We start from the raw sequence: 22,503 nt of genomic DNA, 5'->3' as shown, positions 1-22,503 counted from the left end.
AGCACCGTTGTTACTTGCAAACTTTATGTTCGCAGCGGTGATTATCCCACTATTACAACCGCGTTAGCAACTAAATTATTTACTTAAATCAGTGATTAGGCAATGTCAGAAAAAACCGGCTTACAAGTATCATTTGTTACCATAGGTGAAGACCACTTAGGTCAACGCATTGATAACTTTCTTATTACTCACCTGAAGGGTGTGCCTAAAAGTGCAGTTTATAAAATTCTTCGTAAAGGTGAAGTGCGAGTAAATAAAAAGCGCATTAAACCCGTTTATAAATTACAACTTGATGATGTTATTCGTATTCCGCCCATAAAAGTGGCCGAAAAAGATGAATTTGTGCCGAAAAAGCTAGATAAGGTTAAACAGCTTGAAGAGGCCATTTTATTTGAAGATAAATACTTGATGGTGATTAATAAGCCGTCAGGAATGGCGGTGCATGGCGGCAGTGGTTTAAGTTATGGCTTAATCGAGGCACTGCGAGTACTTCGCCCAGAAGAGCGCAGCCTTGAACTGGTTCACCGTCTTGACCGTGATACTTCAGGCTGTTTACTTATTTCAAAGCGCCGTTCTGTGCTTACACACTTGCATCAGCAGTTGCGTGAAAAAACCATGGAAAAAAATTATTGGGCACTGGTTGATGGGCAATGGGATGCGAAAACTAAAAACGTCACTGAAGGCTTACGTAAAAATACTTTAAAGTCTGGTGAGCGCGTGGTGCGTGTAGACAATACCGAAGGTAAACCGTCGCACACACGTTTCCGTGTTTTAGAGCGTTATGCAGAGTGTTCACTGGTGCAAGCGTCGCCGGTGACTGGGCGTACTCACCAAATCCGTGTTCATACGCAATGCAAAGGTCACCCAATTGCGTGTGATGATAAATATGGTGTGGCTGAATTTGATCAATACGTTAATAAGTTAACGGGGTTAAATCGGTTGTTTTTACATGCGCATGATTTACGCTTTATCCACCCTAAAAACGAAACAACGATGCATGTTGAAGCGCCGTTAGATAAAGCTTTAAGTAATTGTATTAAAAAGTTACGTGCTGATAATGAACAGGTTTAAACTCGCTATTTTTGATTGGGACGGCACAGTCATGGATTCTGTGCCAAAAATTGTGACCTGCCTGCGAAATACTGCGCGAGATTTAGGTATTCCAGTTCCATCAGAGCAACAAGCGAAAGATGTGATAGGTTTGTCGCTAACCAAGGCCACTGAAGTACTTTTTCCTGCTTATTTGCATTTAAACGATGAACTCGTTGCAGGTTATAAAGCACAATATCGTGAATTAGATGTCACACCTACACCTCTATTCGCAGATGTAGAACCTGTACTAACGCAGTTAAGAGACGCAGGTATACAGCTCGCTGTGGCTTCTGGTAAAGGACGTGAAGGTATTGATAGATTACTTAATGAGTCGGGCCTCGGTAAGTATTTTATGAACGTAAAATGCTCAGATGATGCTATGTCAAAGCCATCCCCTGATATGCTGGAGCAAATTTTGCGCGAGCAGGGCATAGCGAAAAGTGATGCCGTGATGATTGGCGATAGCCAATTGGATATGGCGATGGCGAATGCCGCTGGTATTGCCTGTATTGGTGTGAGCTTTGGTGCCCACAGCAAGGCGCAGTTGCAACAACATGCGCCGATTACTGTCGTTGATTCGTATTGGCAGTTACTTAGCGTGTTGACATCTCATGCTGAAGAGTCAGTACATCAACACCAAACTCAGCCAGCACTTTAGTTAATGTGATCAGTGGCAGGCCAATAAGTGTATTTGGGTCATCGCCACTGAGCTTGTCAAATAAGCAAATACCTAACCCTTCACTTTTAAAGCTGCCAGCACAATTGTAAGGTTGCTCAGCATCGCAATATGCGCCAATTTGCTCAAGTGTTAGTGTTCTAAAAGTCACGTCGAATGGCACAACCGTCGTGATTGCGTTATTTGATTCTATATCGAAGACACTCAAACCCGTTAAGAATCTCACAGTATGGCCGCTAAATGCAGATAATTGCGCAACGGCGTTTTCTTTATTGTGTGGTTTACCTAGTATTTTATTGTTGAAAACGGCTACCTGATCAGAGCCTATCACTAAGCCATTGGTAAAATGTTCAACTGCGACACGCGCTTTTTGCTCACTTAGTCGCTTAACAAGTTGCGAGGGCGTTTCATTTTCTAGCGCTGATTCATCGATATCAGGTGAAAAACTTTCAAAAGGTAGATTTAATTTAGTTAATAATTGCTGTCTAAATGGTGAGCTTGACGCTAATATAAGTGTTGGTTTCATAAAATATTCTGGGTATAAAATGTCTTTTGGCAAGGATAAGCCACAATGAATCCGAAAACAAAGCAGAAGATTGTTAAAAACCGACTAAAATTGGTTTTTTACTTTGACTAACCAACTAACTATCTATATGATGCAGCCCCTATGCAAAAGGTGAAAATTCCCATCACTCTTCATCCCAGCAAAGCAGCACAACATCGTTTAACGTATGACGGTATTGTACCGCTTGAAAAACTTTCTCGTTTAGAGCAAGTTGTGCAGGAAGAAGCAGGTGAAATAGCGGTAAAGATTCATTGCAAAATTGATGACCAGGGTTTAGTAGTGATAAGTGGTAATTTATCAGTACATGTAACCGTAACTTGTCAACGCTGCAATGGTGAATTAGGGTTGGATTTGGATCAAGACTTTGTGTATTCGCCAGTCGGTTTGGATGCAGAGTCAGATCATCTTCCTGAAGGTTACGATGAAGTAGAACTGGACGAAAATGGCGAAATCAACGTGTTTGAGTTAATCGAAGACGAACTGATTTTGGCAATTCCTATAGTGCCTACACACAACGAAGCCTCGTGCAGTTATTCATCAGAGCCTACAAGCTTTGGTAAATTATCAGCAAAAGATGACAAACCAAATCCATTTGATATTTTGAAACAACTTAAGAAAGATTCTTAGGAGAAGACTAATGGCTGTACAAAAAAGCAAAAAGTCTCGTGCAAGACGCGGCATGCGCCGTTCACACGATGCGATCAGTGGTCCAACTTTAACTGTAGACCAAGTTTCTGGTGAGACTCACCGTCGTCACCACGTAACTGCTGACGGTTACTATAAAGGCGTTAAAGTAATTTCTAACTAAGAGATTGCTATATGCTGACCAATCTAACCATAGCGTTAGATATGATGGGGGGCGATTACGGCCCCCGTTCATCTATCCCCGCCGCCGTAAGAGCGGTAAATGCTAATACCAACTTAAGACTGATCTTATGTGGTAATCAGCAAGTTATTCTTAAAGAACTTGAAGCGCTTGATTCGCTTTCTCATCCGCGATTAATCATTCGTCATTGTAGTGAAGTTGTTACTAATGCGTGTGAACCCGCTTCAGCTGTTCGTTCAAAAAAAGATTCCTCAATGCGAGTTGCCCTTGATTTAGTTAAATCGGGTGAAGCGCAAGCCTGTGTAAGCTCGGGTAATACTGGCGCGTTATTTTTTATGGCGCATTATGTATTAAAGATGCTGCCGGGTGTAAAACGACCAGCCCTTATTTCAGCCGTCCCTACTGAGCGAAAAGATCCCGTTTATCTATTAGATTTAGGGGCCAATGTGCATTGCGATGCGCAAACACTTTATCAGTTTGGCATTATGGGCTCTGTGGTCGCAGGACAAGCGCTTGGCTGTGATAATCCTCGCGTTAGTTTATTAAATATTGGCTCTGAAGACATCAAAGGGCATGAGGGAATAAAGCAAGCTGCACAACTAATGCAGCAATGTAAATATCTCAACTACACAGGTTACAGTGAAGGTAGCGATATTTTCAGTGGTAAAGCCGATGTGATTGTGTGCGAAGGATTCGTAGGTAATGTGGCATTAAAAACCTGTGAAGGGATTGCCAAACTTATCATGCATAAATTAACGAAAGCCTTACACAAACATTTTTTGTACAAATGTTTGGCGTTTTTATTGCGTCCAGTGATAAAAAAGCTCTACAAGCGGGTGAACCCCGACCAGTATAATGGCGCAAGTCTGGTAGGATTGCGCGGTATTGTTGTTAAAAGCCATGGTAATGCCTCTGCAAAGGCGTTCCATGCTGCTATAGATGAAGCCGTGCGGGAAGTCGAACGCCAACTCCCTGAAAAAATCGCTGCGATTTTTGAGCAAACACATCCAACAATAAAGTAGTGCAGCATTTAAAAAACTTGTTATGCTGCCTACGAAAGAATTATTTTTTTGTTTAATTATAAGAGCAAAGTATGGCACATAAAATTGCACTCGTATTTCCAGGTCAAGGCTCACAAACTGTGGGCATGGTATCTGAACTTTTAGCCGATTCTGATATTGTTAAAGCAACATTTTCAGAAGCATCAGACGCGCTTGGCTATGATCTAGCTGCACTTGTACTTAATGGTCCAGAAGAAGAATTAAATCAAACCCATCGTACACAACCGGCCTTGTTAACTGCCAGTGTGGCAATTTACCGCCAATGGTTAGCAGCAAACCCTGATGCAGACGTTGTTATGGCTGGCCACAGTTTAGGCGAGTATTCAGCGCTTGTTTGTGCAGGCGTTGTTAGTTTAAGCGAAGCCGTCAAGCTTGTTGAAAACCGCGGTTTATATATGCAAGAAGCAGTACCAGCGGGTACCGGTTCTATGGCAGCTATTATCGGTTTAGGTGATGATGAAATTAAAGCCGCATGTGAAGCATCGGCTAATGGCGAAGTGGTTTCACCAGTTAATTATAATTCACCTGGTCAAGTTGTTATTGCAGGCCACAAGGCCGCGGTAGAGCGCGCATCAGAAGCGTGTAAAGAAGCAGGTGCAAAACGTGCCTTACCGCTTGCTGTAAGCGTGCCTTCACACTGTGAGTTAATGAAACCTGCGGCAGAAAAATTAGCCGCTGATTTAGCCGCTTTAACATTTAATACACCTAAGTGTGATGTAATTAATAATGTTGACGTTAAAGCAGAGCAATCAAGTGAAGCAATTAAAGATGCGCTAGTACGTCAACTATACAGCCCAGTACGCTGGACTGAAACTGTACAGGCCCTTGTAGCGCAAGGCATTACACAAAGCTATGAATTTGGCCCAGGCAAAGTATTAACGGGTCTGGCTAAACGTATTGATAAAGCAATGGTATGCGCAGCGGTAAACACGCAAGCTACGATTGATGAAGCGAAATAAGTAGGAATAGAATGACAAATTTATTTTCTCTTGAGGGCAAAGTTGTCCTTATCACAGGTGCTAGCCGCGGTATAGGTAAAGCGATTGCGAATACCTTAGTGGCACAAGGTGCAAAAGTTGCGGGCACAGCGACAAGCGAATCAGGTGCTGCAAAAATCAGTGAGTACTTAGGCGATAATGGTAAAGGTTATGCGTTAAACGTGACTGATCCAGAGTCGATTGAAGCAACACTTGCTGCGATCAAAGCTGATTTAGGTGATATTGATGTATTAGTAAATAATGCGGGTATTACGCGCGATAATTTACTTATGCGAATGAAAGACGGCGAGTGGGATGACATTATTGACACCAACTTAAGCTCTGTTTTCCGTTTATCTAAGGCTGTTTTACGTCCTATGATGAAAAAGAAAAATGGCCGTATCATCAACATTGGTTCAGTTGTAGGCACGATGGGTAATGCGGGTCAAGCAAACTATGCTGCAGCAAAAGCAGGTGTGATTGGTTTTACTAAATCACTTGCACGCGAAGTGGCGTCTCGTGGTATCACGGTTAACGTTGTAGCGCCTGGATTTATCCAAACAGACATGACTGATGAGCTGACAGATGAGCAAAAAGCAGCCACGCTAGCAAATGTGCCAGCGGGTCGTTTAGGTCAGCCTGAAGAAATTGCAGCCGCAGTGTGTTATTTAGCATCTGACGCAGCTGCGTATGTATCGGGTGAAACATTGCACGTAAATGGCGCGATGTACATGGTTTAATGAATGTTAGCACCAAAGTGCTAACAAAAGATTATCGAAAAATGTTGAATTTTTTGTGATCTTGCTTTAAACATACTTGAATTCGCTATGAAAATAAGCGATAAATGAACAAATACCAATCAAGAGGTTTGACCAGATAAGTAATTATCAGCAAATCCTTGAATCACAGAATTATGCGGCGTAAACTACGCCGCAATCTGAAAATAACGCATTGGCGTATTTAATAAAGGAAAGAAGAATGAGCGACATCCAAGAACGCGTAAAGAAAATTATTATCGAGCAACTAGGTGTTAAAGAAGAAGAAGTAAAACATGAAGCTTCTTTCGTTGACGACTTAGGTGCTGATTCACTTGATACTGTAGAACTAGTAATGGCTCTTGAAGAAGAGTTCGACACTGAGATCCCAGACGAAGAAGCTGAAAAGATCACTACAGTTCAAGCTGCAATCGATTACGTTACAGCTCACGCTGAGTAATCAATCGCATTTTGATTTTAAGGGCAGCTTTAGGCTGCCCTTAGTCTATCTAAAGAATGATACTGAATATTTTGGTATACACCCCACCTAAAATAATTTCCTTATTGGAGGCAACCCGTGGCTAAACGTCGAGTCGTCGTAACTGGCTTAGGAATGTTGACACCGCTAGGTAATGATGTTGAATCTACTTGGCAAGGTTTGTTAAACGGTAAAAGTGGTATTCAAACTATCACGCATTTCGATACCTCAAGTTTCGGCACCAAATTCGCAGGTTTGCTGAATGACTTTGATGCATCAGCTTACATGTCACCGAAAGATGCAAAAAAAATGGATTTGTTTATCCAATATGGCATTGCAGCGGGTGTACAAGCACTACAAGATTCTGGCTTAGAAATCACTGACGAAAACGCGACACGCGTTGGCGTCGCAGTGGGTTCGGGCATCGGTGGTTTAACGTTAATCGAAGAAAACCACGTAAAACTATTAAACAGTGGTCCGCGTAAGCTTTCTCCGTTCTACGTACCGTCGACCATCATTAACATGATTTCGGGTCACTTATCGATCATGCATGGGCTACGTGGTCCTAATATCTCAATTGTTACGGCCTGTACAACAGGTTTGCATAACATTGGCCACGCAGCGCGTATGATTGCATATGGTGATGCTGATGCGATGGTTGCGGGTGGTGCTGAAAAAGCATCTACGCCAATTGGTATGGGCGGATTTAATGCAGCTCGTGCATTATCAACACGTAATGATGATCCACAAGCCGCATCTCGTCCGTGGGATAAAGACCGCGATGGTTTTGTTCTGGCCGATGGTGCAGGTGTTATCGTACTGGAAGAGTATGAGCATGCAAAAGCACGTGGTGCAAACATTTATGCAGAGCTTGTAGGTTTTGGTATGAGTGGTGATGCTTACCACATGACCTCACCGCCAGAAGATGGCGCTGGGGCAGCACTTGCTATGGAAAATGCGTTGAAAGATGCACAAGTAAATGCTGATCAAGTGGGCTACATTAACGCGCATGGTACTTCAACGCATGCAGGTGATAAAGCTGAAACATCGGCTGTTAAATCAATTTTTGGTGATGCAGCAAAAGATGTGATGGTTAGTTCGTCTAAATCAATGATGGGTCATTTGTTAGGTGCAGCGGGCTCTGTTGAGTCTATTATTACTATTTTGTCTTTACAAGACCAAAAAGTAAGCCCAACAATTAACCTTGATAACCCTGATGAAGGGTGTGATTTAGACTATGTACCGCACACGGCACGTGACGCTAAATTGGATTATGCACTGTGTAATTCGTTTGGTTTTGGTGGTACTAATGGCTCGTTGCTATTTAAAAAGGTATAATTGCCGGTAACAACGGACTAAATTAAGAAGAGCCCAGTTGTTTAACTGGGCTTTTTTATATGAGTAAATTTAAACAAACAATAATTATAACCAACGACCACACCATGGTCAGCTTTCAAGATCGTGGTCTAAACTATGGTGATGGCTTCTTCACGACGGCTCGCATTAATGATGCCAGTATAGAGCACTGGCCATTACATAAAGCCCGTTTAATAGAATGTGCAGCGCGCTTAGCATTCCCAACTTTAGATGTCATGGCAATAGAAAATGCCTCGCTTCAGGCCATAGGCGATATGCAATCAGGCATTTTAAAAATTGTTATTACCCGCGGCAGTGGCGGCCGAGGTTACGGCTTACCTGAAGCGCCTTCGATTCAAGTTCTTATCACGGTATTACCTGCTGTTGCACATTATAAAACATGGCAAGAGCAGGGGGTTTCACTCGCTATAAGCAGTATTAAACTTGCACATCAGCCTGTGCTTGCCGGTTTAAAAACCTTAAACCGCCTCGAGCAAGTGCTCATTAAAAATCAAATGAACACACTTAATTGCGACGATGTTGTGGTGCTCGATATTAATGACAATGTAATAGAAAGCTCTGCTGCTAATTTATTTGCGATAAAAAATGAACAGATTTTTTCGCCACAATTAAATAACTGTGGGATTACTGGGGTTTACCTAAAATCGTTATGTGCTAAGTTAGCAATTGAGTTTAAACAAATTAGCGTAGAAGAGTTATTAGCGATGGATGCGGTTTTTATGTGTAATAGCTTAATGGGTGTTGTGCCTGTTGCAGCCATTACGGATACACAGTTTGACATTACTCGAAGTAAAGCATTATTAGCGACCCAGTTTGCCAAGGAGAATGTGTGATAAAAGTCATTGTTAGCGTGCTTTTATTAGCATTGCTATGTTGTGGTATTGGCTATCAACAACTTCAAGCAGCATTGAGTATGCCATTAAATGTTACTAACAGCACACTGTTTAAAGTGGACCGCGGAACAGGATTTAATCAATTATGCCAACAGTGGCAAAGTAAGCAATGGCTTGACAGTTGTTTTAAATTTCAGGTGCTTGCAAAGTTAGACCCGACCTTAACGGATTTAAAAGCAGGCTTGTATGAGCTTGATTCTACCTCTGTAATCGATAATATTCGCCGCATTAATCAAGGCGCTCAAGTCAGCTTTAGTTTTACTATTATTGAAGGGCAACCACTGAGAGAAGTAATTACCAACATTGCTAAGCAAACTCATTTAAAGCAAGACCTTGATGAAGAGAATTTAGCAAAGCAAATTAGCAATAAAGATGAAAATTTAGAAGGTTGGTTATTCCCTGATACATACCACTATCATAGTGAAGACACGGCCAGCAGTGTATTAAAGCGTGCCTACTCTAAAATGCAAACAGAGCTCGATAATGCGTGGCAAAATAGAGCACACGATTTAATCTTGAACTCACCGTATGAGGCACTAATACTTGCCTCAATTATCGAGAAAGAAACAGGGCTTGCAAGTGAAAGGCCCTTAATATCGGCTGTTTTTACGAATCGGTTAAAGAGCAATATGCGCTTACAAACAGACCCAACGGTAATTTACGGCATCGGAGCCGACTTTGATGGTGATATTAAACGTAAAGATTTAACCACTTACACACCGTATAATACGTATAAAATTAAAGGGCTGCCGCCAACGCCGATTGCCATGCCATCGCGAGCGGCATTACTTGCAGCGGTGAATCCGCCTGAGTCAGAGTATGTTTATTTTGTGGCGAAAGGCGATGGGAGCCATCAGTTTTCAAAAACATTGAAAGAGCATAATCGTGCTGTGCAGCAGTACCAATTAAACAAATAACCAGAATAGAGTCATATGACAGCGAAATTTATAGTGATTGAAGGTCTTGAAGGAGCCGGAAAATCAACGGCAATCGCCGTGTGCCAAGCTTACCTACAGCACAAGCAGGTTGAATTTATTAATGTACGTGAGCCAGGTGGTACCCCTGTGGCGGAAGCACTACGTCACATTGTAAAACAGGCTCATGAAGAGCAAATAACGGGTGAGACAGAATTGCTTATTATGTACGCTGCACGGTCTCAACTTGTTGCGAATGTTATTAAACCTGCAATCGATAAAGGGACCTGGGTACTGGGAGACCGTCATGATCTCTCATCGCAAGCCTACCAAGGGGGTGGTCGTGGTATTGAGCAATCAAAACTCTCTTTTTTGGCTGATATGGTTTTAAAAGGCTTAAAGCCAGACTTAACAATATATTTAGATATTGACCCTGCTGTGGGACTTGCACGTGCGAAGGGACGCGGAGAACTTGATCGAATTGAACAAGAAGCGATCGGCTTTTTTGAACGTACACGTGAGCGTTATTTGGCACTTGCTGAACATGATCCCAGTATTCAAACTGTTGACGCAAATAAAGCGATGCCTGAAGTGCATGCTGCCATCACCACGGTACTTGATACCTTTTTTGAGAGTTTAAAATAATATGCCATTGCCTTGGCTTGAACCCTTACAACAGCAGTTAGCACAGAGCTACTCTCAGCATCGTTTTCACCATGCGCAATTGTTTAATGGTGATAAAGGGGTTGGCAAGCAGCGCTTAGTAGAGCAGTTAGCTGATGGTTTGTTATGTGCCTCATCCAATAATTTGGTTGCCTGTGGTCATTGTAAAAGTTGTTTGTTAAATCAAGCAGGCACGCATCCCGATAAACGGGTGGTTAAAGTAGACGGGCAAACGATCGGTGTTGATGAAATTCGTGATATTACCGATTTTATAAACCATTCAGCTGCTCAAAACGGTAATAAGGTGGTTGTACTTGAGCAGTGCCATAAAATGACCACAGCCGCTGCCAATGCGCTATTAAAAACGCTTGAAGAGCCAAGTTTACACCGCTACCTATTATTAACCTGTGAACAAATCGCGCAATTACCTGCGACCATACTCAGTCGTTGTGCTGTGCACGAAGTGAAAGTTAATATAGAAACTACGACACAATGGTTAGCCTTCCTAGATATTCCTAATTATTCTTGGTTAGGTTTGTTTTCGCAACAACCACTCCTAGTAGAACAATGGCAAAATGAACAGCAATTAGAGTCTATTGATACACTCTATAAATTTGCAACTGAGATAAAAGACAGCCATAATTTCAGTGCGTTAGTCGACATACTGAATAAAGATACAAGTTTGGTTAATGTCTTTACTTTGTTTTTAACTGAGCAACTAAAAACGCAATTAGTATTGGGAATGGATTTTTTCAGCTATCAAAAAGCGCAATCTGCAATTTCTGAGTTTATTTATAACAGCTCACATGTGCTTGGTTTGAATATGCCGCTGGCCATTTCGCAACTAGCGTTTTCTTTACGTGAAAGCCATAATTAGGACATATTGTGCAAGAATTATTAGTAGATATCGAAGATTTAGAAGAATTATATCGCTGTTACATGCCTTTCATAAAAAATGGTGGTTTGTTTGTACGTACTAATATGCGGTTTGAAATGGGGCATTCATTGGCTTTAAAAGTGACATTACCAGATGCTTTAGAAGATGACGTAATTACTGGGAAGGTTGCTTGGATAACCCCACAAGGTGCACAAAGCTCGAATCCGCCAGGTATTGGTATAAGCTTTATCGACGATAAAACCAATTTAAATGCCAAGATCGAAAAACTGCTGGGTACTATGTTAAACTCTGACAATCCGACGTATACCATGTAAAAAAGTAGTACCATGATTGTAGATTCTCATTGTCATTTAGACCGTCTTGACTTCGACAAACTCGACCTTAATTTAGACCAAGTACTTGAAAACGCACGTGCAAAGCAAGTCGAACACTTTTTATGTGTTAGTGTGACTTTGGAGCAGTTTCCAAGCATGCTTGAAAAAATTAAAGATTATCCAGATGTATCCGCTTCGTGTGGCGTACACCCTCTTGATCAAAAAGATGCACTTGATAAACACCAACTGATCAACCTTGCTACTCACGATAAAGTCGTTGCAATTGGTGAAACCGGTCTTGATTATTATTACTCAAAAGAAACGCATATCGTTCAGCAAGAGAGCTTTGTTGGGCATATAGACGTTGCTAATGAGCTTAACAAACCCCTTATCATTCACACTCGAGATGCGCGTGAGGACACAATTAACCTAATGCGCGCTCATAATGCTGAAAAATGTGGTGGTGTACTGCATTGTTTCACTGAAGATTGGGATATGGCTAAGAAAGCGATTGATATGGGCTTTTATATTTCGATTTCAGGCATTGTCACATTTAAAAATGCCGTTGAACTAAAAGACGTTGTGAAGAAAATCCCTTTAGATCGGCTCCTAATCGAAACAGATTCGCCTTATTTAGCCCCTGTGCCATACCGTGGAAAAACAAACCAACCCGCGTATGTAGAAGACGTTGCGTATTATATTGCTGAGTTAAAAGGGCTTACTTTTAACGAATTGTCTAACGCAACGACGGATAATTTCTATTCACTGTTTAAGCAAGCAAAAAGGGCTTAACAATGACCGGCGTATCAAATTTACCTCAACTTATTATGGGGCCTATGGTACGCCGTGCAGATCCTCATCAAGTTTGTTTTCAGTTTGTAACAACCCGAAATAGTGATTATAGAATTGAGTTTGAGGGCCTTGAATCTACCTGTCAGCATGAGGTCATTCAATTAGGCGAGGCTCTCTTTCTTCACTATGTCATTGTTTTACCAACCTCACAGCCATTTGGGGTTGATTCACTGATCTATTATTCACTTCATGATCGTGATAAAAGCCTCGATTTATCTGCATTTTGCTACGAACGTGCCGATTTTCCTGCATTTGTAATTCCTAATAGACTCGATAAAATCTTACATGGTTCGTGCCGTAACCCCCATCATCCTGCTAAAGATAGTTTGGTGGCAGCCGACACGTGGCAAAATGAGCAGCGACAATCGCTTAACGCGGGCGCTGATTTACTTTTGTTATCGGGTGATCAAGTATACGCAGATGATGTCGCAGGGCCGATGTTACTGGCGATAGAAAAAATCATAACGCTGTTTGGGATCTTTAAAGAGCCGCCGCTTAAGCTCAATTTACCCGCTTGTTTTAGCGAACAGCTTTATAGTCGCCACCTTTATTTACCTAAAGTGCCTTGGCAAAATCGCAGCAAATGGGGAGTCGGTTATTGGCTTAAAAAAGATGAGCCTCATTTTTCTAGTTTAAAAGCTGAAAATCATTTAGTACATTTTCAAGAGTTCATTGCACTTTATATACTTAACTTTAGTGCTGTTTCGTGGCAGCTAATTGATTTTGCACAGGCAGATTGCCCAACACTGCCGCCTAAACACGCCACGCAATTTCAGCTTGAAAAGGATGCACTCCTTGGCTTTGCGGATGGGTTGAATAAAACACAGCGGTTGTTTGCTAATGTATCAACCCTGATGATGTTTGACGACCATGATGTCACAGATGACTGGAATTTAACGGCAGGGTGGGAGCACGCTATCTATCAACACCCAGTCAGCCGACGAATCGTTAATAACGGTTTAATAAGTTATTGGTTAATGCAAGGGATTGGTAATGATGCGGGTGAAAAAACGCTGTCTTTGTTATCTGCTTTCACTAAAAGCTTTGACGGCCAAACATGGCAGTTCAAAGAGTTCGATAAGCTGATCCTCAATTTTAATTATTGGCATTACGAGCTCAATACCATTCCTAAAGTGGTGGTGCTTGATACGCGCACCCATCGCTGGCGTAATGAGCAAAACTTTAATGAGCCTTCAGGTTTACTCGACTGGGAACGCTTAACCGAACTTGAAGAAAGCTTACTTTCGCATGATAAGGTTATTATCGTTTCTCCAGCGCCCGTATTTGGGGTGAAATCAATAGAAGCGATTCAGGCTATGTTTAATTTTTGTGGTCAGCCTTTATTAGTTGATGTTGAAAACTGGATGGCTCACGAAGGCTCTGCTAAAAAGTTACTCGATACATTTCGGCGTGAAGATACACCGAAAGAAACATTAATTCTTTCTGGCGATGTCCATTATTCATTTTGTTTTTCTGTTCAAAAGCGCTTTGGGAAACATAAAAACCGTATTTGGCAATTAACGGCCAGTGGTATTAAAAATGAGTTCCCGCGAAAACTTATTAACGTACTCGATAAGCTTGATTCAATTTTATATGCCCCGAAAAGTCCCCTTAACTTTTTTACTAAGCGCTGGCAGATGGAAGTTGATAAACATCAAACTAAAGGCGACGGGCAAAAATACCTTGTAAGTAATGCGGCTATCAGCTTGATTGAACTTAATGACGGGTTGCTTGCAAAGTATGAGCTTATTCACGCTGATAACCAAATTACTGAATTTGATTTAAATGATCATTAATCAATTTCTTGTCTGTTAGCTTTTACATATTTAGCCACGTTACTCACGGTATCAAGCCAAAAACCATTGTCTGGGTTTTGTAAATACACGATAAGCTTCTCAAGTGCTTCGCTGTCTGTGGTGTACTGACTGCTTTTACCCACCTCATGCCCCGCAAGAATAATCCAGCTGTTATTTGTACGGTGCTGCTCAAGCATGTTTTTTATTTGTTCAAAGGTAAGGCCATCAATCGCTAAGCTAGTGAGCTGAGTAAAATCGGTAAAATTAGGGTTGTTGGCGGTTTCATCTAGCCAAGTTCGACCTGTTTCGAAGTGCTTGGCAATAACAGGCACATAACTTTTTGTGTTAGCACCACGCCCTACAAATGTGTTTCCACACGGATATGCGAACGAGGTTGGTTCAATGCCCAACGTATGCTTGATATAGTCTTGCGCTTTTAGAATATCTTGTTCTATGCCTTTGAGCGTAATTTGCTCAAGAGAAACCCCCTGTTTACGCAACCACTCAAAATTGCCGGTGCATAAATGGCTGGTAGTGTGGTTCGCTATCTCATGCCCAGACTTTACTGCCATTTGCCATTTTTCAACGCGTTCTTTGACATTAAAAGGGGAGACATAAAAGGTGGCCTTAACCTGATACTTGTCTAATAGTGCTAACCCTGTGTCTACCTGACTGTGTCTGGCATCATCAAAGGAAATACTAATGGCGTTCTTTGCCTTATTAGGATAGCTAAAGCCTTCGTATTGGCTGTTTTTTGCAATACTTTGGAAGCTAATAAAAACGGGAAGTAATACACACAGCGGTTTTAACATGGAGGATCCTTTTTAGTTATTTTATTAATGAAATCAAAAAGGATTATGTTTGGCTATGCGACTTTTGAATAAAAAACGCCCAGAACGAATCCGCATTGTTCTGGGCTTAGGGGGTGGCTCTTGCGAGCCTGCGCTAACTTTAAAAAAACACCTTCTAAATTCAGTAGGGAGAAGTAGAAAGTACTTTTAAGTGTAGTTAATGAGATGAAAATTGCACTATAAATGTACAAATTTTATACTGGTTTAAAATCAAGTTGTTACCTTTGTTTACCCAAAGTAGAACCGTGTTTATACAGCGTTTATTCGCATGTTATACCCATGTTATCAACTGGGTATTTTGTACGAGATCGCGTGGTAAAGAGTTTTTAATTTTATTTTTTTGCCATTTACCTAAACCCACGGGACAGCCACACAGCAATAACACAACTTCACCATTGTCTTGAACCGGTTTCTCAAGACGGATATCTTTACCATTGAAGTAATCATTTGCTTGAGAAGCTGTCATTTCATAAGTGTTTTTATCGCAATATTGGCCAAATACTGTGGCAAACTCATGCGTTAAGCGCACACCCCCTTTGTGGATCACACCAATTTGGATTCCTAAGCGGGAATATTTGATTTTATCTTGAAGTGCATTAAAGGATTCAGGAAATAACCAAAGTTCTTTGTCACGCTGCATTAAGCTGCCTGGCAGTGATTTTAGACCGAACTGTTTTTTAATTGTTTGCATAAATGCTTGGCTTTGTTTTTTATCAAACGCCGTAAATGGAAATGCCCCTTTTTTGACTTTTTGATTCGGGTTATCAACTGAGGCTACTTTTTTGAATTTTGCGATAAAGAAGCCTTCGCTATCGTATGTTTGTGGCCATACGTGTAAGTAGCCCTCAGGGGTTGTCGCCTTATTAGCCCCTTCGAATAAACAATCAAGTGGCTGTACTTCAACACAGTTAGGAAATGTGTCTAATAAACACTCACAAACATGCTGGTTTTCAAGTGGGGTTAGGGTACAGGTTGAATAAACGAGTGTACCGCCAGGCTTCAATGCATAAAATGCACTTTTAATGAGTGTTTTTTGAACCGCTGCAATATCGATGTTAGATTCAATGGACCAATTTTTAAGGGCGTCTGCATCTTTACGAACGGTGCCTTCACCAGAACACGGTGCGTCGAGTAAAATGCTATCAAAGCATTCATACATGTAATCACCAAAGATCACACCATCAAAATGTGACAGCGCACAGTTACCCACGCCCATGCGTTTAAGTGTGGCAGCCAGTACTTTTAAGCGTGATGACGACAATTCATTCGCGACTAAAACCCCTTGATTATTCATCATGGCGGCAATTTGTGATGTTTTAGAACCCGGCGCCGACGCCATATCAAGTACCGCATCGCTGTGCTGTACTTCTGTTCTTAGTGCAACCGGGGGGAGCATTGAGCTTGCTTCTTGTACATACATAGCGCCACTTAAATGCAAGTCAGTATTGCCTATGGCAAGAGCGGATTCCTCTTCGCTTGGTCGTGTTAACCAAAACCCTTCTTCGCACCACGGAATGGCCGTTAACTCCCAGCCTTTGCGTGCGCATTGGCGCTGAAACTCTTCAACAGACATCTTTAATGTATTAACGCGTACAGAGCGTCTGAGCGGGCGCCTACAGGCAGCAATAAAATCGTCTAGGGATAAATGTGCAGGAAGGTAGCTTTTTACATCATCAATAAATGAATCGGGAATAAATGTATTAGCGTCCACGAAAGGGCTCTCAAGTCACGTGATAATGTGCTGATCATATCATTTTTGATGTGTACGGGGGACTTTTTTATAGTTTTACACGCATGACTAAACTGTCGACACTTCACCCCTATAAACACTGTTTATGGTCAATATTTTCAAAAGATATTACTTTATGTCGACATTTTGCTGTTTTTTTAGCCTGTTTTCATGGTCTGAAGGTTGACAGTTTATACGATAGCGCGCATAGTGACGTTATTAATTGTCGACAATCTAAATTCAGCACGTTTAAAGAAGTGACTATGACAGAGCAAAAAGCCAACGATAACTATAACGATATCACGATAACGACAGCGTCAGACCAAGTGTTTGTCGACATGCGCCGTGAAATAGTTCAAGGCACTATTGAACAGGGTAGTAAAATTTCTGAGCCTGAACTTGCGAAGCGTTATGGCGTTAGTCGCGCTACATTACGTGAAGCACTTAATCGTTTAGAAAGTTGCTACTTAGTTGAACGTAAAGCAAACGTGGGTTGTCGTGTTGTGGCACTGACTGCTGAGCGACTTATTGAAGTGTATCAGGTTCGTAGTGCGCTTGAAGGGCTTGCGTGTCGTTTAGCTGCCGACAATATGGAGCCACAAGAAGTGCAAGGTTTAAAGCAGTTACTTAATCAACACTTGCAAACACAACGTGTCAAAGAAGGTGAATCTTACTACCAAGAAGCGGGTGACCTTGATTTTCATTATCGCATAATCAAAGGCTCTAAAAACGCACACTTAATTCATCTTTTATGTAATGAGTTGTATCAGTTAATCCGTATGTACCGTGTACAAATGGGCATGGCGGGGCCTCGCGTATCAAAGGCTTTTGATGAGCATCTTGCAATTATTAATGCCATTGAAAATCATGATGGGGAGTTAGCTGAAATGCTAATGAAGCGCCATATAAGCGCATCTCAGGCCAATATACAGACTAAGTTTGATTTACACGCGGCAAAAAAATAGCCGAGTTGTCGTCAACCCGTCACAGATTAATTTTAAAAATTAGACACAGCCAAAGAGCTGTGACCGTTCAAAGATAGGAGTTATCCAATGTCAGCAGGATTAAAGTTCAAACAGGCGATAGCCAACAATAAGCCACTGCAAGTGGTCGGCACTGTCAATGCGTATTGTGCCATGATGGCTGAAAAAACAGGCCACCAAGCGTTATACCTCTCAGGCGCTGGTGTGGCTAATGCATCATACGGCATGCCAGATTTAGGCATGACCAGCCTAGACAACGTACTTGAAGATATTCGTCGAATTACCAGCGCTACCGACTTACCGCTTCTTGTTGATGCCGATACAGGCTGGGGCGGGGCATTTAACATTGCGCGTACAGTTAAAGAAATGACGAAAGCGGGCGCGGCGGGTTTTCATATTGAAGACCAAGTAGCACAAAAGCGCTGTGGTCATCGTCCAAATAAAGAAATCGTTTCTAAAGATGAAATGGTTGACCGTATTAAAGCCGCGGTTGATGCAAAAACGGATAGCGATTTTTACATTATGGCGCGTACTGATGCATTCCAAAAAGAAGGCCTAAATGCAGCTATCGACCGTGCAGCAGCCTGTGTTGAAGCGGGCGCTGACGCAATCTTTGCTGAAGCAGTTCATGATTTAGCCGATTATCAAGCGTTTGCGAAAGCGTTAAATGTGCCAATCCTTGCGAATATCACAGAATTTGGTCAAACACCGATTTATACCAAAGAGCAGTTAAGTGAAGTGGGTGTTGAAATGGTGCTTTACCCATTAAGTGCATTCAGAGCCATGAACAAAGCAGCACTTAACGTGTATGCATCTATTCTTAACGAAGGCTCACAACAAAGCCAAATCGATAATATGCAAACACGTGCTGAGTTATATGAGTTTTTAGACTATCACTCATATGAAAATACACTTGATAACCTTTTCTCAGCTAAAAAATCATAACGACAACATTGAAGGAGAACACTCATGGTAGATAAAGCATTAGGCGGCGCAGGTTTACGTGGTCAAGTAGCAGGTGAAACAGCTCTGTGTACAGTAGGTAAGTCAGGCTCTGGTTTAACGTATTGTGGTTATGATATTAGTGAACTGGCTGATAAAGCCCAGTTTGAAGAAGTCTCTTTTTTACTATCGCGCGGTGAATTACCAACAACCGCAGAGCTTACTGAATATAAAGCTAAATTAAAAACACTTCGCGGTTTACCAGACGCACTAAAAACAGTACTAGAAAACATTCCTAAAGATGCACACCCAATGGATGTTATGCGTACGGGTTGTTCTATGCTAGGTAACCTAGAAATGGAGCAAGATTTTAGTGAAGCCAATGATGCAATCGACCGCATGGTCGCTGTATTCCCAAGCATTATTTGTTACTGGTACCGTTTTAGTCATGACGGTGTACGTATTAATACAGAAACAGATGATGATTCGGTTGGCGCACATTTCTTACATTTGTTACATGACAAAGCGCCATCGGCATTATTTGAGCAAGTAATGAATGTTTCGCTCATTCTATACGCAGAGCACGAGTTTAATGCATCGACATTCACAGCGCGTGTGTGTGCTTCAACTTTGTCTGATATTCATTCATGTGTGACAGGTGCAATTGGTAGTTTGCGTGGTCCACTACATGGCGGTGCGAACGAAGCTGCGATGGATATGATTGAAAGCTTTACGAGCGCCGATCAAGCTGAAGAAGCATTAATGGGCATGCTTGAGCGCAAAGATAAGATTATGGGTTTTGGTCATGCCATTTACCGCGAGTCTGACCCACGTAACGTGATCATCAAAAAATGGTCTGAAAAACTGGCAGCAGAAGTGGGTGATACTGTGTTATACCCGGTATCTGTTCGTTGTGAAGAAGTTATGTGGCGCGAGAAAAAATTGTTCTGTAACGCTGATTTCTTCCATGCATCAGCGTATCACTTCATGGACATTCCAACGAAGTTATTCACGCCTATTTTCGTGATGAGCCGTGTAACAGGTTGGACTGCTCATGTTAAAGAGCAGCGTGCTAATAACCGTATTATCCGCCCAAGCGCTGATTACACGGGCCCAGAAGCACGAAGCTATACGCCAATTACTGAGCGTTAATAACACCAATCAAACCAATGACAGGGGCGGCCAAGCCGCCCTTTTATGAAAGGGCATAAAAACACTAAAAACAAGCCCAACTTCCTTCATCGTCACCAAGTACAAGTAGAGTCATCATGAATACAGAATATAGAAAACCATTAGCAGGCACCGGCGTTGATTATTTTGATACTCGCGCTGCTGTTGATGCCATTAAGCCAGGCAGCTACGCCACACTTCCTTACACATCACGCGTATTAGCTGAAAACTTAGTTCGTCGCTGTGAACCTGAAATGTTAAACGATGCACTTTCGCAATTAATTGAACGTAAACGTGACCTAGATTTTCCGTGGTTTCCTGCACGTGTCGTGTGTCATGACATTTTAGGCCAAACAGCGCTGGTTGATTTAGCCGGTTTACGCGATGCAATTGCCGCGAAAGGCGGCGATCCTGCGAAAGTAAACCCAGTGGTACCTACTCAATTAATCGTTGACCATTCGTTAGCAGTAGAACACGCAGGTTTTGAACCCGATGCGTTTGAAAAAAATCGCGCCATTGAAGATCGTCGTAACGATGATCGCTTTCACTTTATAAATTGGACAAAAACGGCATTTAAGAACATTGATGTTATTCCACCGGGTAACGGCATCATGCACCAAATCAACTTAGAGAAAATGTCGCCTGTTATTCAAAAACGTGATGGCGTTGCATTTCCAGATACCTTAGTCGGCACAGACAGCCATACTCCTATGGTTGATGCATTAGGCGTTATTGCTGTGGGCGTGGGCGGGCTTGAAGCTGAAAGCGTCATGCTTGGCCGTGCTTCGTACATGCGCTTACCTGATATTGTTGGTGTTGAACTTACCGGTAAACCACAACCAGGCATTACTGCAACCGATATCGTACTTGCGATCACGGAGTTTTTACGTAACGAGAAAGTTGTTTCAACTTACCTTGAGTTTTATGGTGAAGGGGCTGATGCACTGACGTTAGGTGACCGTGCAACGATTTCAAACATGACACCTGAATTTGGTGCCACAGCAGCTATGTTCTATATTGACGACAACACACTTGATTACTTGCGTCTAACCGGCCGCGAAGAAGAGCAAGTTAAGCTGGTGGAAACCTATGCAAAAGAAACTGGCTTGTGGAGCGATAGTTTAAAAACGGCTGAATATGAACGTGTTTTAACGTTCGATTTATCATCCGTTGGCCGTAATATTGCGGGCCCATCTAATCCACACCGTCGTGTTGCAACCAGTGACCTTGCTAAAGCAGGGATCACAGGGGTTGTTGAAAATGAAGCAGGCTTAATGCCTGATGGTGCATGTATTATCGCAGCAATTACGAGCTGTACTAATACCAGTAATCCGCGTAACGTGATTGCTGCTGGTTTACTTGCGCGCAATGCGAACGCGAAAGGTTTATCACGTAAACCGTGGGTTAAAACCTCTTTAGCACCGGGTTCTAAAGCGGTTAAATCATACCTAGAAGAAGCCAATTTATTACCAGAGCTTGAAAAGTTAGGCTTTGGTATTGTGGCATTTGCATGCACAACCTGTAATGGGATGAGTGGCGCGCTTGATCCTAAAATTCAACAAGAAATTATTGACCGTGACTTATACGCAACTGCTGTGTTGTCGGGTAACCGTAACTTCGATGGTCGTATTCACCCTTATGCCAAACAAGCGTTCCTTGCGTCACCTCCCTTAGTGGTTGCTTATGCCATTGCAGGTACTATTCGTTTTGACATCGAAAAAGACGTATTGGGAATCGATTCACACGGCAACGAAATCCGCTTAATGGATCTATGGCCATCAGATGAAGAAATTGATGCAGTGATTAAACAAAGCGTTAAACCTGAACAATTTAGAAAGGTTTACGAGCCTATGTTTGATTTAAGTGTTGATTATGGTGAAGACAACGACCCACTTTATCAATGGCGTCCGCAAAGCACTTATATTCGTCGCCCGCCATATTGGGAAGGTGCATTGGCTGGTGAGCGTAGTTTAACTGATATGCGTGCATTAGCTGTATTAGGTGACAATATTACGACTGATCACTTATCACCCTCGAATGCAATCTTAGCATCAAGTGCTGCGGGTGAGTACCTTGCTAAAATGGGCTTACCCGAAGAAGACTTTAACTCGTATGCTACTCACCGAGGGGATCACTTAACTGCTCAACGTGCAACGTTTGCAAACCCTAAACTATTGAACGAAATGGTTAAAGAAAATGGTGAAATAAAGCAAGGTTCTTATGCTCGTATTGAGCCTGAAGGTAAAGTGACCCGTATGTGGGAGGCTATCGAAACCTACATGGCGCGTAAACAACCACTCATCATTGTGGCGGGTGCTGATTATGGTCAAGGTTCATCACGTGACTGGGCTGCAAAAGGAGTTCGTCTTGCTGGTGTACAAGTTATTGCTGCAGAAGGCTTTGAGCGAATTCACCGCACAAACCTTATTGGTATGGGTGTGTTACCACTTGAATTTAAAGCGGGCACAACACGAACTACATTAGGCATTGATGGTAGTGAGACCTTTAGCGTTAAAGGCGAGCCAACACCTGGTGCGACATTAACTCTGCTCATTACACGCACAAGTGGTGAGGTGGTTGAAGTACCGATGACCTGTCGCTTAGACACAGCCGAAGAAGTATCAATATACTCAGCTGGTGGTGTACTTCAGCGCTTTGCTCAAGACTTTTTAGAGTCTGAGGAGCATTAAT

The 22,503-nt window shown here is 42.2% G+C and carries 23 protein-coding genes; 20 read left to right on the top strand and 3 right to left on the bottom strand.

Annotation, left to right across the window (positions count from 1 at the left end; all coding sequences use genetic code 11):
• The first annotated feature begins 102 nt into the window (after positions 1 to 102).
• Together rluC and ACSSVW_RS04265 are read left to right on the top strand one after the other, a co-directional pair.
• A complete protein-coding gene (gene rluC / locus ACSSVW_RS04270) occupies positions 103 to 1,071 on the top strand; it encodes a 23S rRNA pseudouridine(955/2504/2580) synthase RluC (protein WP_036967959.1) in 969 nt (322 codons plus the stop codon).
• Complete coding sequence (locus ACSSVW_RS04265; RefSeq protein ID WP_454178910.1) at positions 1,058 to 1,750, top strand: HAD family hydrolase; 693 nt, start codon at positions 1,058 to 1,060, stop codon at positions 1,748 to 1,750. Before rluC ends, ACSSVW_RS04265 begins: the two co-directional genes overlap by 14 nt.
• Here ACSSVW_RS04265 and ACSSVW_RS04260 read toward each other — a convergent pair.
• Entirely contained in the window at positions 1,686 to 2,294 is a 609-nt protein-coding gene (locus tag ACSSVW_RS04260) for a Maf family protein (RefSeq protein ID WP_036967964.1), read from the bottom strand. The genes ACSSVW_RS04265 and ACSSVW_RS04260 overlap by 65 nt on opposite strands.
• A gap of 141 nt (positions 2,295 to 2,435) precedes the next feature.
• On the opposite strand from ACSSVW_RS04260, the gene yceD reads away from it, so the two are divergent.
• The 14 genes from yceD to ACSSVW_RS04190 all read left to right on the top strand — a co-directional run bounded on the left by yceD (position 2,436) and on the right by ACSSVW_RS04190 (position 14,137).
• Positions 2,436 to 2,960: a 23S rRNA accumulation protein YceD gene (gene yceD / locus ACSSVW_RS04255; RefSeq protein ID WP_036967966.1), complete on the top strand. Its 525-nt coding sequence runs from the start codon at positions 2,436 to 2,438 to the stop codon at positions 2,958 to 2,960.
• Positions 2,961 to 2,970: 10 nt separating this feature from the next.
• Positions 2,971 to 3,141 (top strand): 50S ribosomal protein L32, encoded by a 171-nt coding sequence (gene rpmF, locus ACSSVW_RS04250; RefSeq protein WP_036967969.1) that lies wholly within the window; start codon positions 2,971 to 2,973, stop codon positions 3,139 to 3,141.
• Positions 3,142 to 3,152: 11 nt separating this feature from the next.
• Positions 3,153 to 4,181 carry a phosphate acyltransferase PlsX gene (plsX, locus tag ACSSVW_RS04245; protein ID WP_036967971.1) on the top strand — a complete coding sequence of 343 codons (1,029 nt, stop codon included), beginning with the start codon at positions 3,153 to 3,155 and terminating at the stop codon, positions 4,179 to 4,181.
• Between the two features lie 71 nt (positions 4,182 to 4,252).
• Positions 4,253 to 5,179 carry an ACP S-malonyltransferase gene (fabD, locus tag ACSSVW_RS04240; protein ID WP_454178909.1) on the top strand — a complete coding sequence of 309 codons (927 nt, stop codon included), beginning with the start codon at positions 4,253 to 4,255 and terminating at the stop codon, positions 5,177 to 5,179.
• An 11-nt stretch (positions 5,180 to 5,190) separates the two neighbouring features.
• A complete protein-coding gene (gene fabG, locus ACSSVW_RS04235) occupies positions 5,191 to 5,937 on the top strand; it encodes a 3-oxoacyl-ACP reductase FabG (protein ID WP_036967976.1) in 747 nt (248 codons plus the stop codon).
• Positions 5,938 to 6,175: 238 nt separating this feature from the next.
• Entirely contained in the window at positions 6,176 to 6,412 is a 237-nt protein-coding gene (gene acpP / locus ACSSVW_RS04230; protein WP_016707440.1) for an acyl carrier protein, read from the top strand.
• Between the two features lie 117 nt (positions 6,413 to 6,529).
• Positions 6,530 to 7,768: a beta-ketoacyl-ACP synthase II gene (gene fabF / locus ACSSVW_RS04225; RefSeq protein ID WP_036967982.1), complete on the top strand. Its 1,239-nt coding sequence runs from the start codon at positions 6,530 to 6,532 to the stop codon at positions 7,766 to 7,768.
• 59 nt (positions 7,769 to 7,827) lie between these two features.
• Complete coding sequence (gene pabC, locus ACSSVW_RS04220; protein WP_036967985.1) at positions 7,828 to 8,640, top strand: aminodeoxychorismate lyase; 813 nt, start codon at positions 7,828 to 7,830, stop codon at positions 8,638 to 8,640.
• Positions 8,637 to 9,617, top strand: a complete 981-nt coding sequence (mltG, locus tag ACSSVW_RS04215) for an endolytic transglycosylase MltG (protein WP_036967988.1) — start codon at positions 8,637 to 8,639, stop codon at positions 9,615 to 9,617. Before pabC ends, mltG begins: the two co-directional genes overlap by 4 nt.
• Positions 9,618 to 9,632: 15 nt before the next feature.
• Positions 9,633 to 10,259: a dTMP kinase gene (gene tmk / locus ACSSVW_RS04210; RefSeq protein WP_454178908.1), complete on the top strand. Its 627-nt coding sequence runs from the start codon at positions 9,633 to 9,635 to the stop codon at positions 10,257 to 10,259.
• 1 nt (position 10,260) lies between these two features.
• Entirely contained in the window at positions 10,261 to 11,154 is an 894-nt protein-coding gene (locus tag ACSSVW_RS04205; protein ID WP_454178907.1) for a DNA polymerase III subunit, read from the top strand.
• Positions 11,155 to 11,162: 8 nt separating this feature from the next.
• On the top strand, positions 11,163 to 11,489 hold the full coding sequence (locus tag ACSSVW_RS04200; RefSeq protein ID WP_036967997.1) for a PilZ domain-containing protein: 327 nt from the start codon (positions 11,163 to 11,165) through the stop codon (positions 11,487 to 11,489).
• A gap of 12 nt (positions 11,490 to 11,501) precedes the next feature.
• Positions 11,502 to 12,281, top strand: coding sequence for a TatD family hydrolase (locus tag ACSSVW_RS04195; RefSeq protein WP_036968000.1), 780 nt, complete (start codon positions 11,502 to 11,504; stop codon positions 12,279 to 12,281).
• 2 nt (positions 12,282 to 12,283) lie between these two features.
• Positions 12,284 to 14,137, top strand: a complete 1,854-nt coding sequence (locus tag ACSSVW_RS04190) for an alkaline phosphatase D family protein (RefSeq protein WP_199524615.1) — start codon at positions 12,284 to 12,286, stop codon at positions 14,135 to 14,137.
• Here ACSSVW_RS04190 and ACSSVW_RS04185 read toward each other — a convergent pair.
• The gene (locus ACSSVW_RS04185; RefSeq protein WP_454178906.1) at positions 14,134 to 14,949 is read right to left on the bottom strand and encodes a polysaccharide deacetylase family protein; all 816 of its coding nucleotides are present in this window, start codon (positions 14,947 to 14,949) and stop codon (positions 14,134 to 14,136) included. The genes ACSSVW_RS04190 and ACSSVW_RS04185 overlap by 4 nt on opposite strands.
• A gap of 310 nt (positions 14,950 to 15,259) precedes the next feature.
• Positions 15,260 to 16,699, bottom strand: a complete 1,440-nt coding sequence (gene rsmF / locus ACSSVW_RS04180) for a 16S rRNA (cytosine(1407)-C(5))-methyltransferase RsmF (protein ID WP_454178905.1) — start codon at positions 16,697 to 16,699, stop codon at positions 15,260 to 15,262.
• 281 nt (positions 16,700 to 16,980) lie between these two features.
• On the opposite strand from rsmF, the gene ACSSVW_RS04175 reads away from it, so the two are divergent.
• From ACSSVW_RS04175 to acnD, 4 genes are all read left to right on the top strand, one after another.
• Complete coding sequence (locus ACSSVW_RS04175; protein ID WP_036968009.1) at positions 16,981 to 17,682, top strand: GntR family transcriptional regulator; 702 nt, start codon at positions 16,981 to 16,983, stop codon at positions 17,680 to 17,682.
• A gap of 87 nt (positions 17,683 to 17,769) precedes the next feature.
• The gene (gene prpB, locus ACSSVW_RS04170) at positions 17,770 to 18,645 is read left to right on the top strand and encodes a methylisocitrate lyase (RefSeq protein ID WP_036968012.1); all 876 of its coding nucleotides are present in this window, start codon (positions 17,770 to 17,772) and stop codon (positions 18,643 to 18,645) included.
• A 24-nt stretch (positions 18,646 to 18,669) separates the two neighbouring features.
• Positions 18,670 to 19,794 carry a bifunctional 2-methylcitrate synthase/citrate synthase gene (gene prpC / locus ACSSVW_RS04165; protein ID WP_118844358.1) on the top strand — a complete coding sequence of 375 codons (1,125 nt, stop codon included), beginning with the start codon at positions 18,670 to 18,672 and terminating at the stop codon, positions 19,792 to 19,794.
• Between the two features lie 116 nt (positions 19,795 to 19,910).
• The gene (acnD, locus tag ACSSVW_RS04160; protein WP_118844357.1) at positions 19,911 to 22,502 is read left to right on the top strand and encodes a Fe/S-dependent 2-methylisocitrate dehydratase AcnD; all 2,592 of its coding nucleotides are present in this window, start codon (positions 19,911 to 19,913) and stop codon (positions 22,500 to 22,502) included.
• Position 22,503: the final 1 nt, after the last annotated feature.

The sequence above is a fragment of the Pseudoalteromonas sp. MBR-15 genome, assembly GCF_053628915.1.
The sequence above is the reverse complement of the archived record's forward strand: the minus strand, read 5'-3'. Positions and strand labels throughout refer to the sequence as shown.

Coding starts and splice junctions, on each gene's coding strand:
- ACSSVW_RS04260 (WP_036967964.1), bottom strand. CDS start 2,294: ATGAAACCAACACTTATATTAGCGTCAAGCTCACCATTTAGACAGCAA.
- pabC (WP_036967985.1), top strand. CDS start 7,828: ATGAGTAAATTTAAACAAACAATAATTATAACCAACGACCACACCATG.
- ACSSVW_RS04265 (WP_454178910.1), top strand. CDS start 1,058: ATGAACAGGTTTAAACTCGCTATTTTTGATTGGGACGGCACAGTCATG.
- fabD (WP_454178909.1), top strand. CDS start 4,253: ATGGCACATAAAATTGCACTCGTATTTCCAGGTCAAGGCTCACAAACT.
- prpB (WP_036968012.1), top strand. CDS start 17,770: ATGTCAGCAGGATTAAAGTTCAAACAGGCGATAGCCAACAATAAGCCA.
- ACSSVW_RS04175 (WP_036968009.1), top strand. CDS start 16,981: ATGACAGAGCAAAAAGCCAACGATAACTATAACGATATCACGATAACG.
- ACSSVW_RS04190 (WP_199524615.1), top strand. CDS start 12,284: ATGACCGGCGTATCAAATTTACCTCAACTTATTATGGGGCCTATGGTA.
- rluC (WP_036967959.1), top strand. CDS start 103: ATGTCAGAAAAAACCGGCTTACAAGTATCATTTGTTACCATAGGTGAA.
- ACSSVW_RS04195 (WP_036968000.1), top strand. CDS start 11,502: ATGATTGTAGATTCTCATTGTCATTTAGACCGTCTTGACTTCGACAAA.
- prpC (WP_118844358.1), top strand. CDS start 18,670: ATGGTAGATAAAGCATTAGGCGGCGCAGGTTTACGTGGTCAAGTAGCA.
- acpP (WP_016707440.1), top strand. CDS start 6,176: ATGAGCGACATCCAAGAACGCGTAAAGAAAATTATTATCGAGCAACTA.
- rpmF (WP_036967969.1), top strand. CDS start 2,971: ATGGCTGTACAAAAAAGCAAAAAGTCTCGTGCAAGACGCGGCATGCGC.
- ACSSVW_RS04205 (WP_454178907.1), top strand. CDS start 10,261: ATGCCATTGCCTTGGCTTGAACCCTTACAACAGCAGTTAGCACAGAGC.
- tmk (WP_454178908.1), top strand. CDS start 9,633: ATGACAGCGAAATTTATAGTGATTGAAGGTCTTGAAGGAGCCGGAAAA.
- ACSSVW_RS04185 (WP_454178906.1), bottom strand. CDS start 14,949: ATGTTAAAACCGCTGTGTGTATTACTTCCCGTTTTTATTAGCTTCCAA.
- acnD (WP_118844357.1), top strand. CDS start 19,911: ATGAATACAGAATATAGAAAACCATTAGCAGGCACCGGCGTTGATTAT.
- fabG (WP_036967976.1), top strand. CDS start 5,191: ATGACAAATTTATTTTCTCTTGAGGGCAAAGTTGTCCTTATCACAGGT.
- plsX (WP_036967971.1), top strand. CDS start 3,153: ATGCTGACCAATCTAACCATAGCGTTAGATATGATGGGGGGCGATTAC.
- yceD (WP_036967966.1), top strand. CDS start 2,436: ATGCAAAAGGTGAAAATTCCCATCACTCTTCATCCCAGCAAAGCAGCA.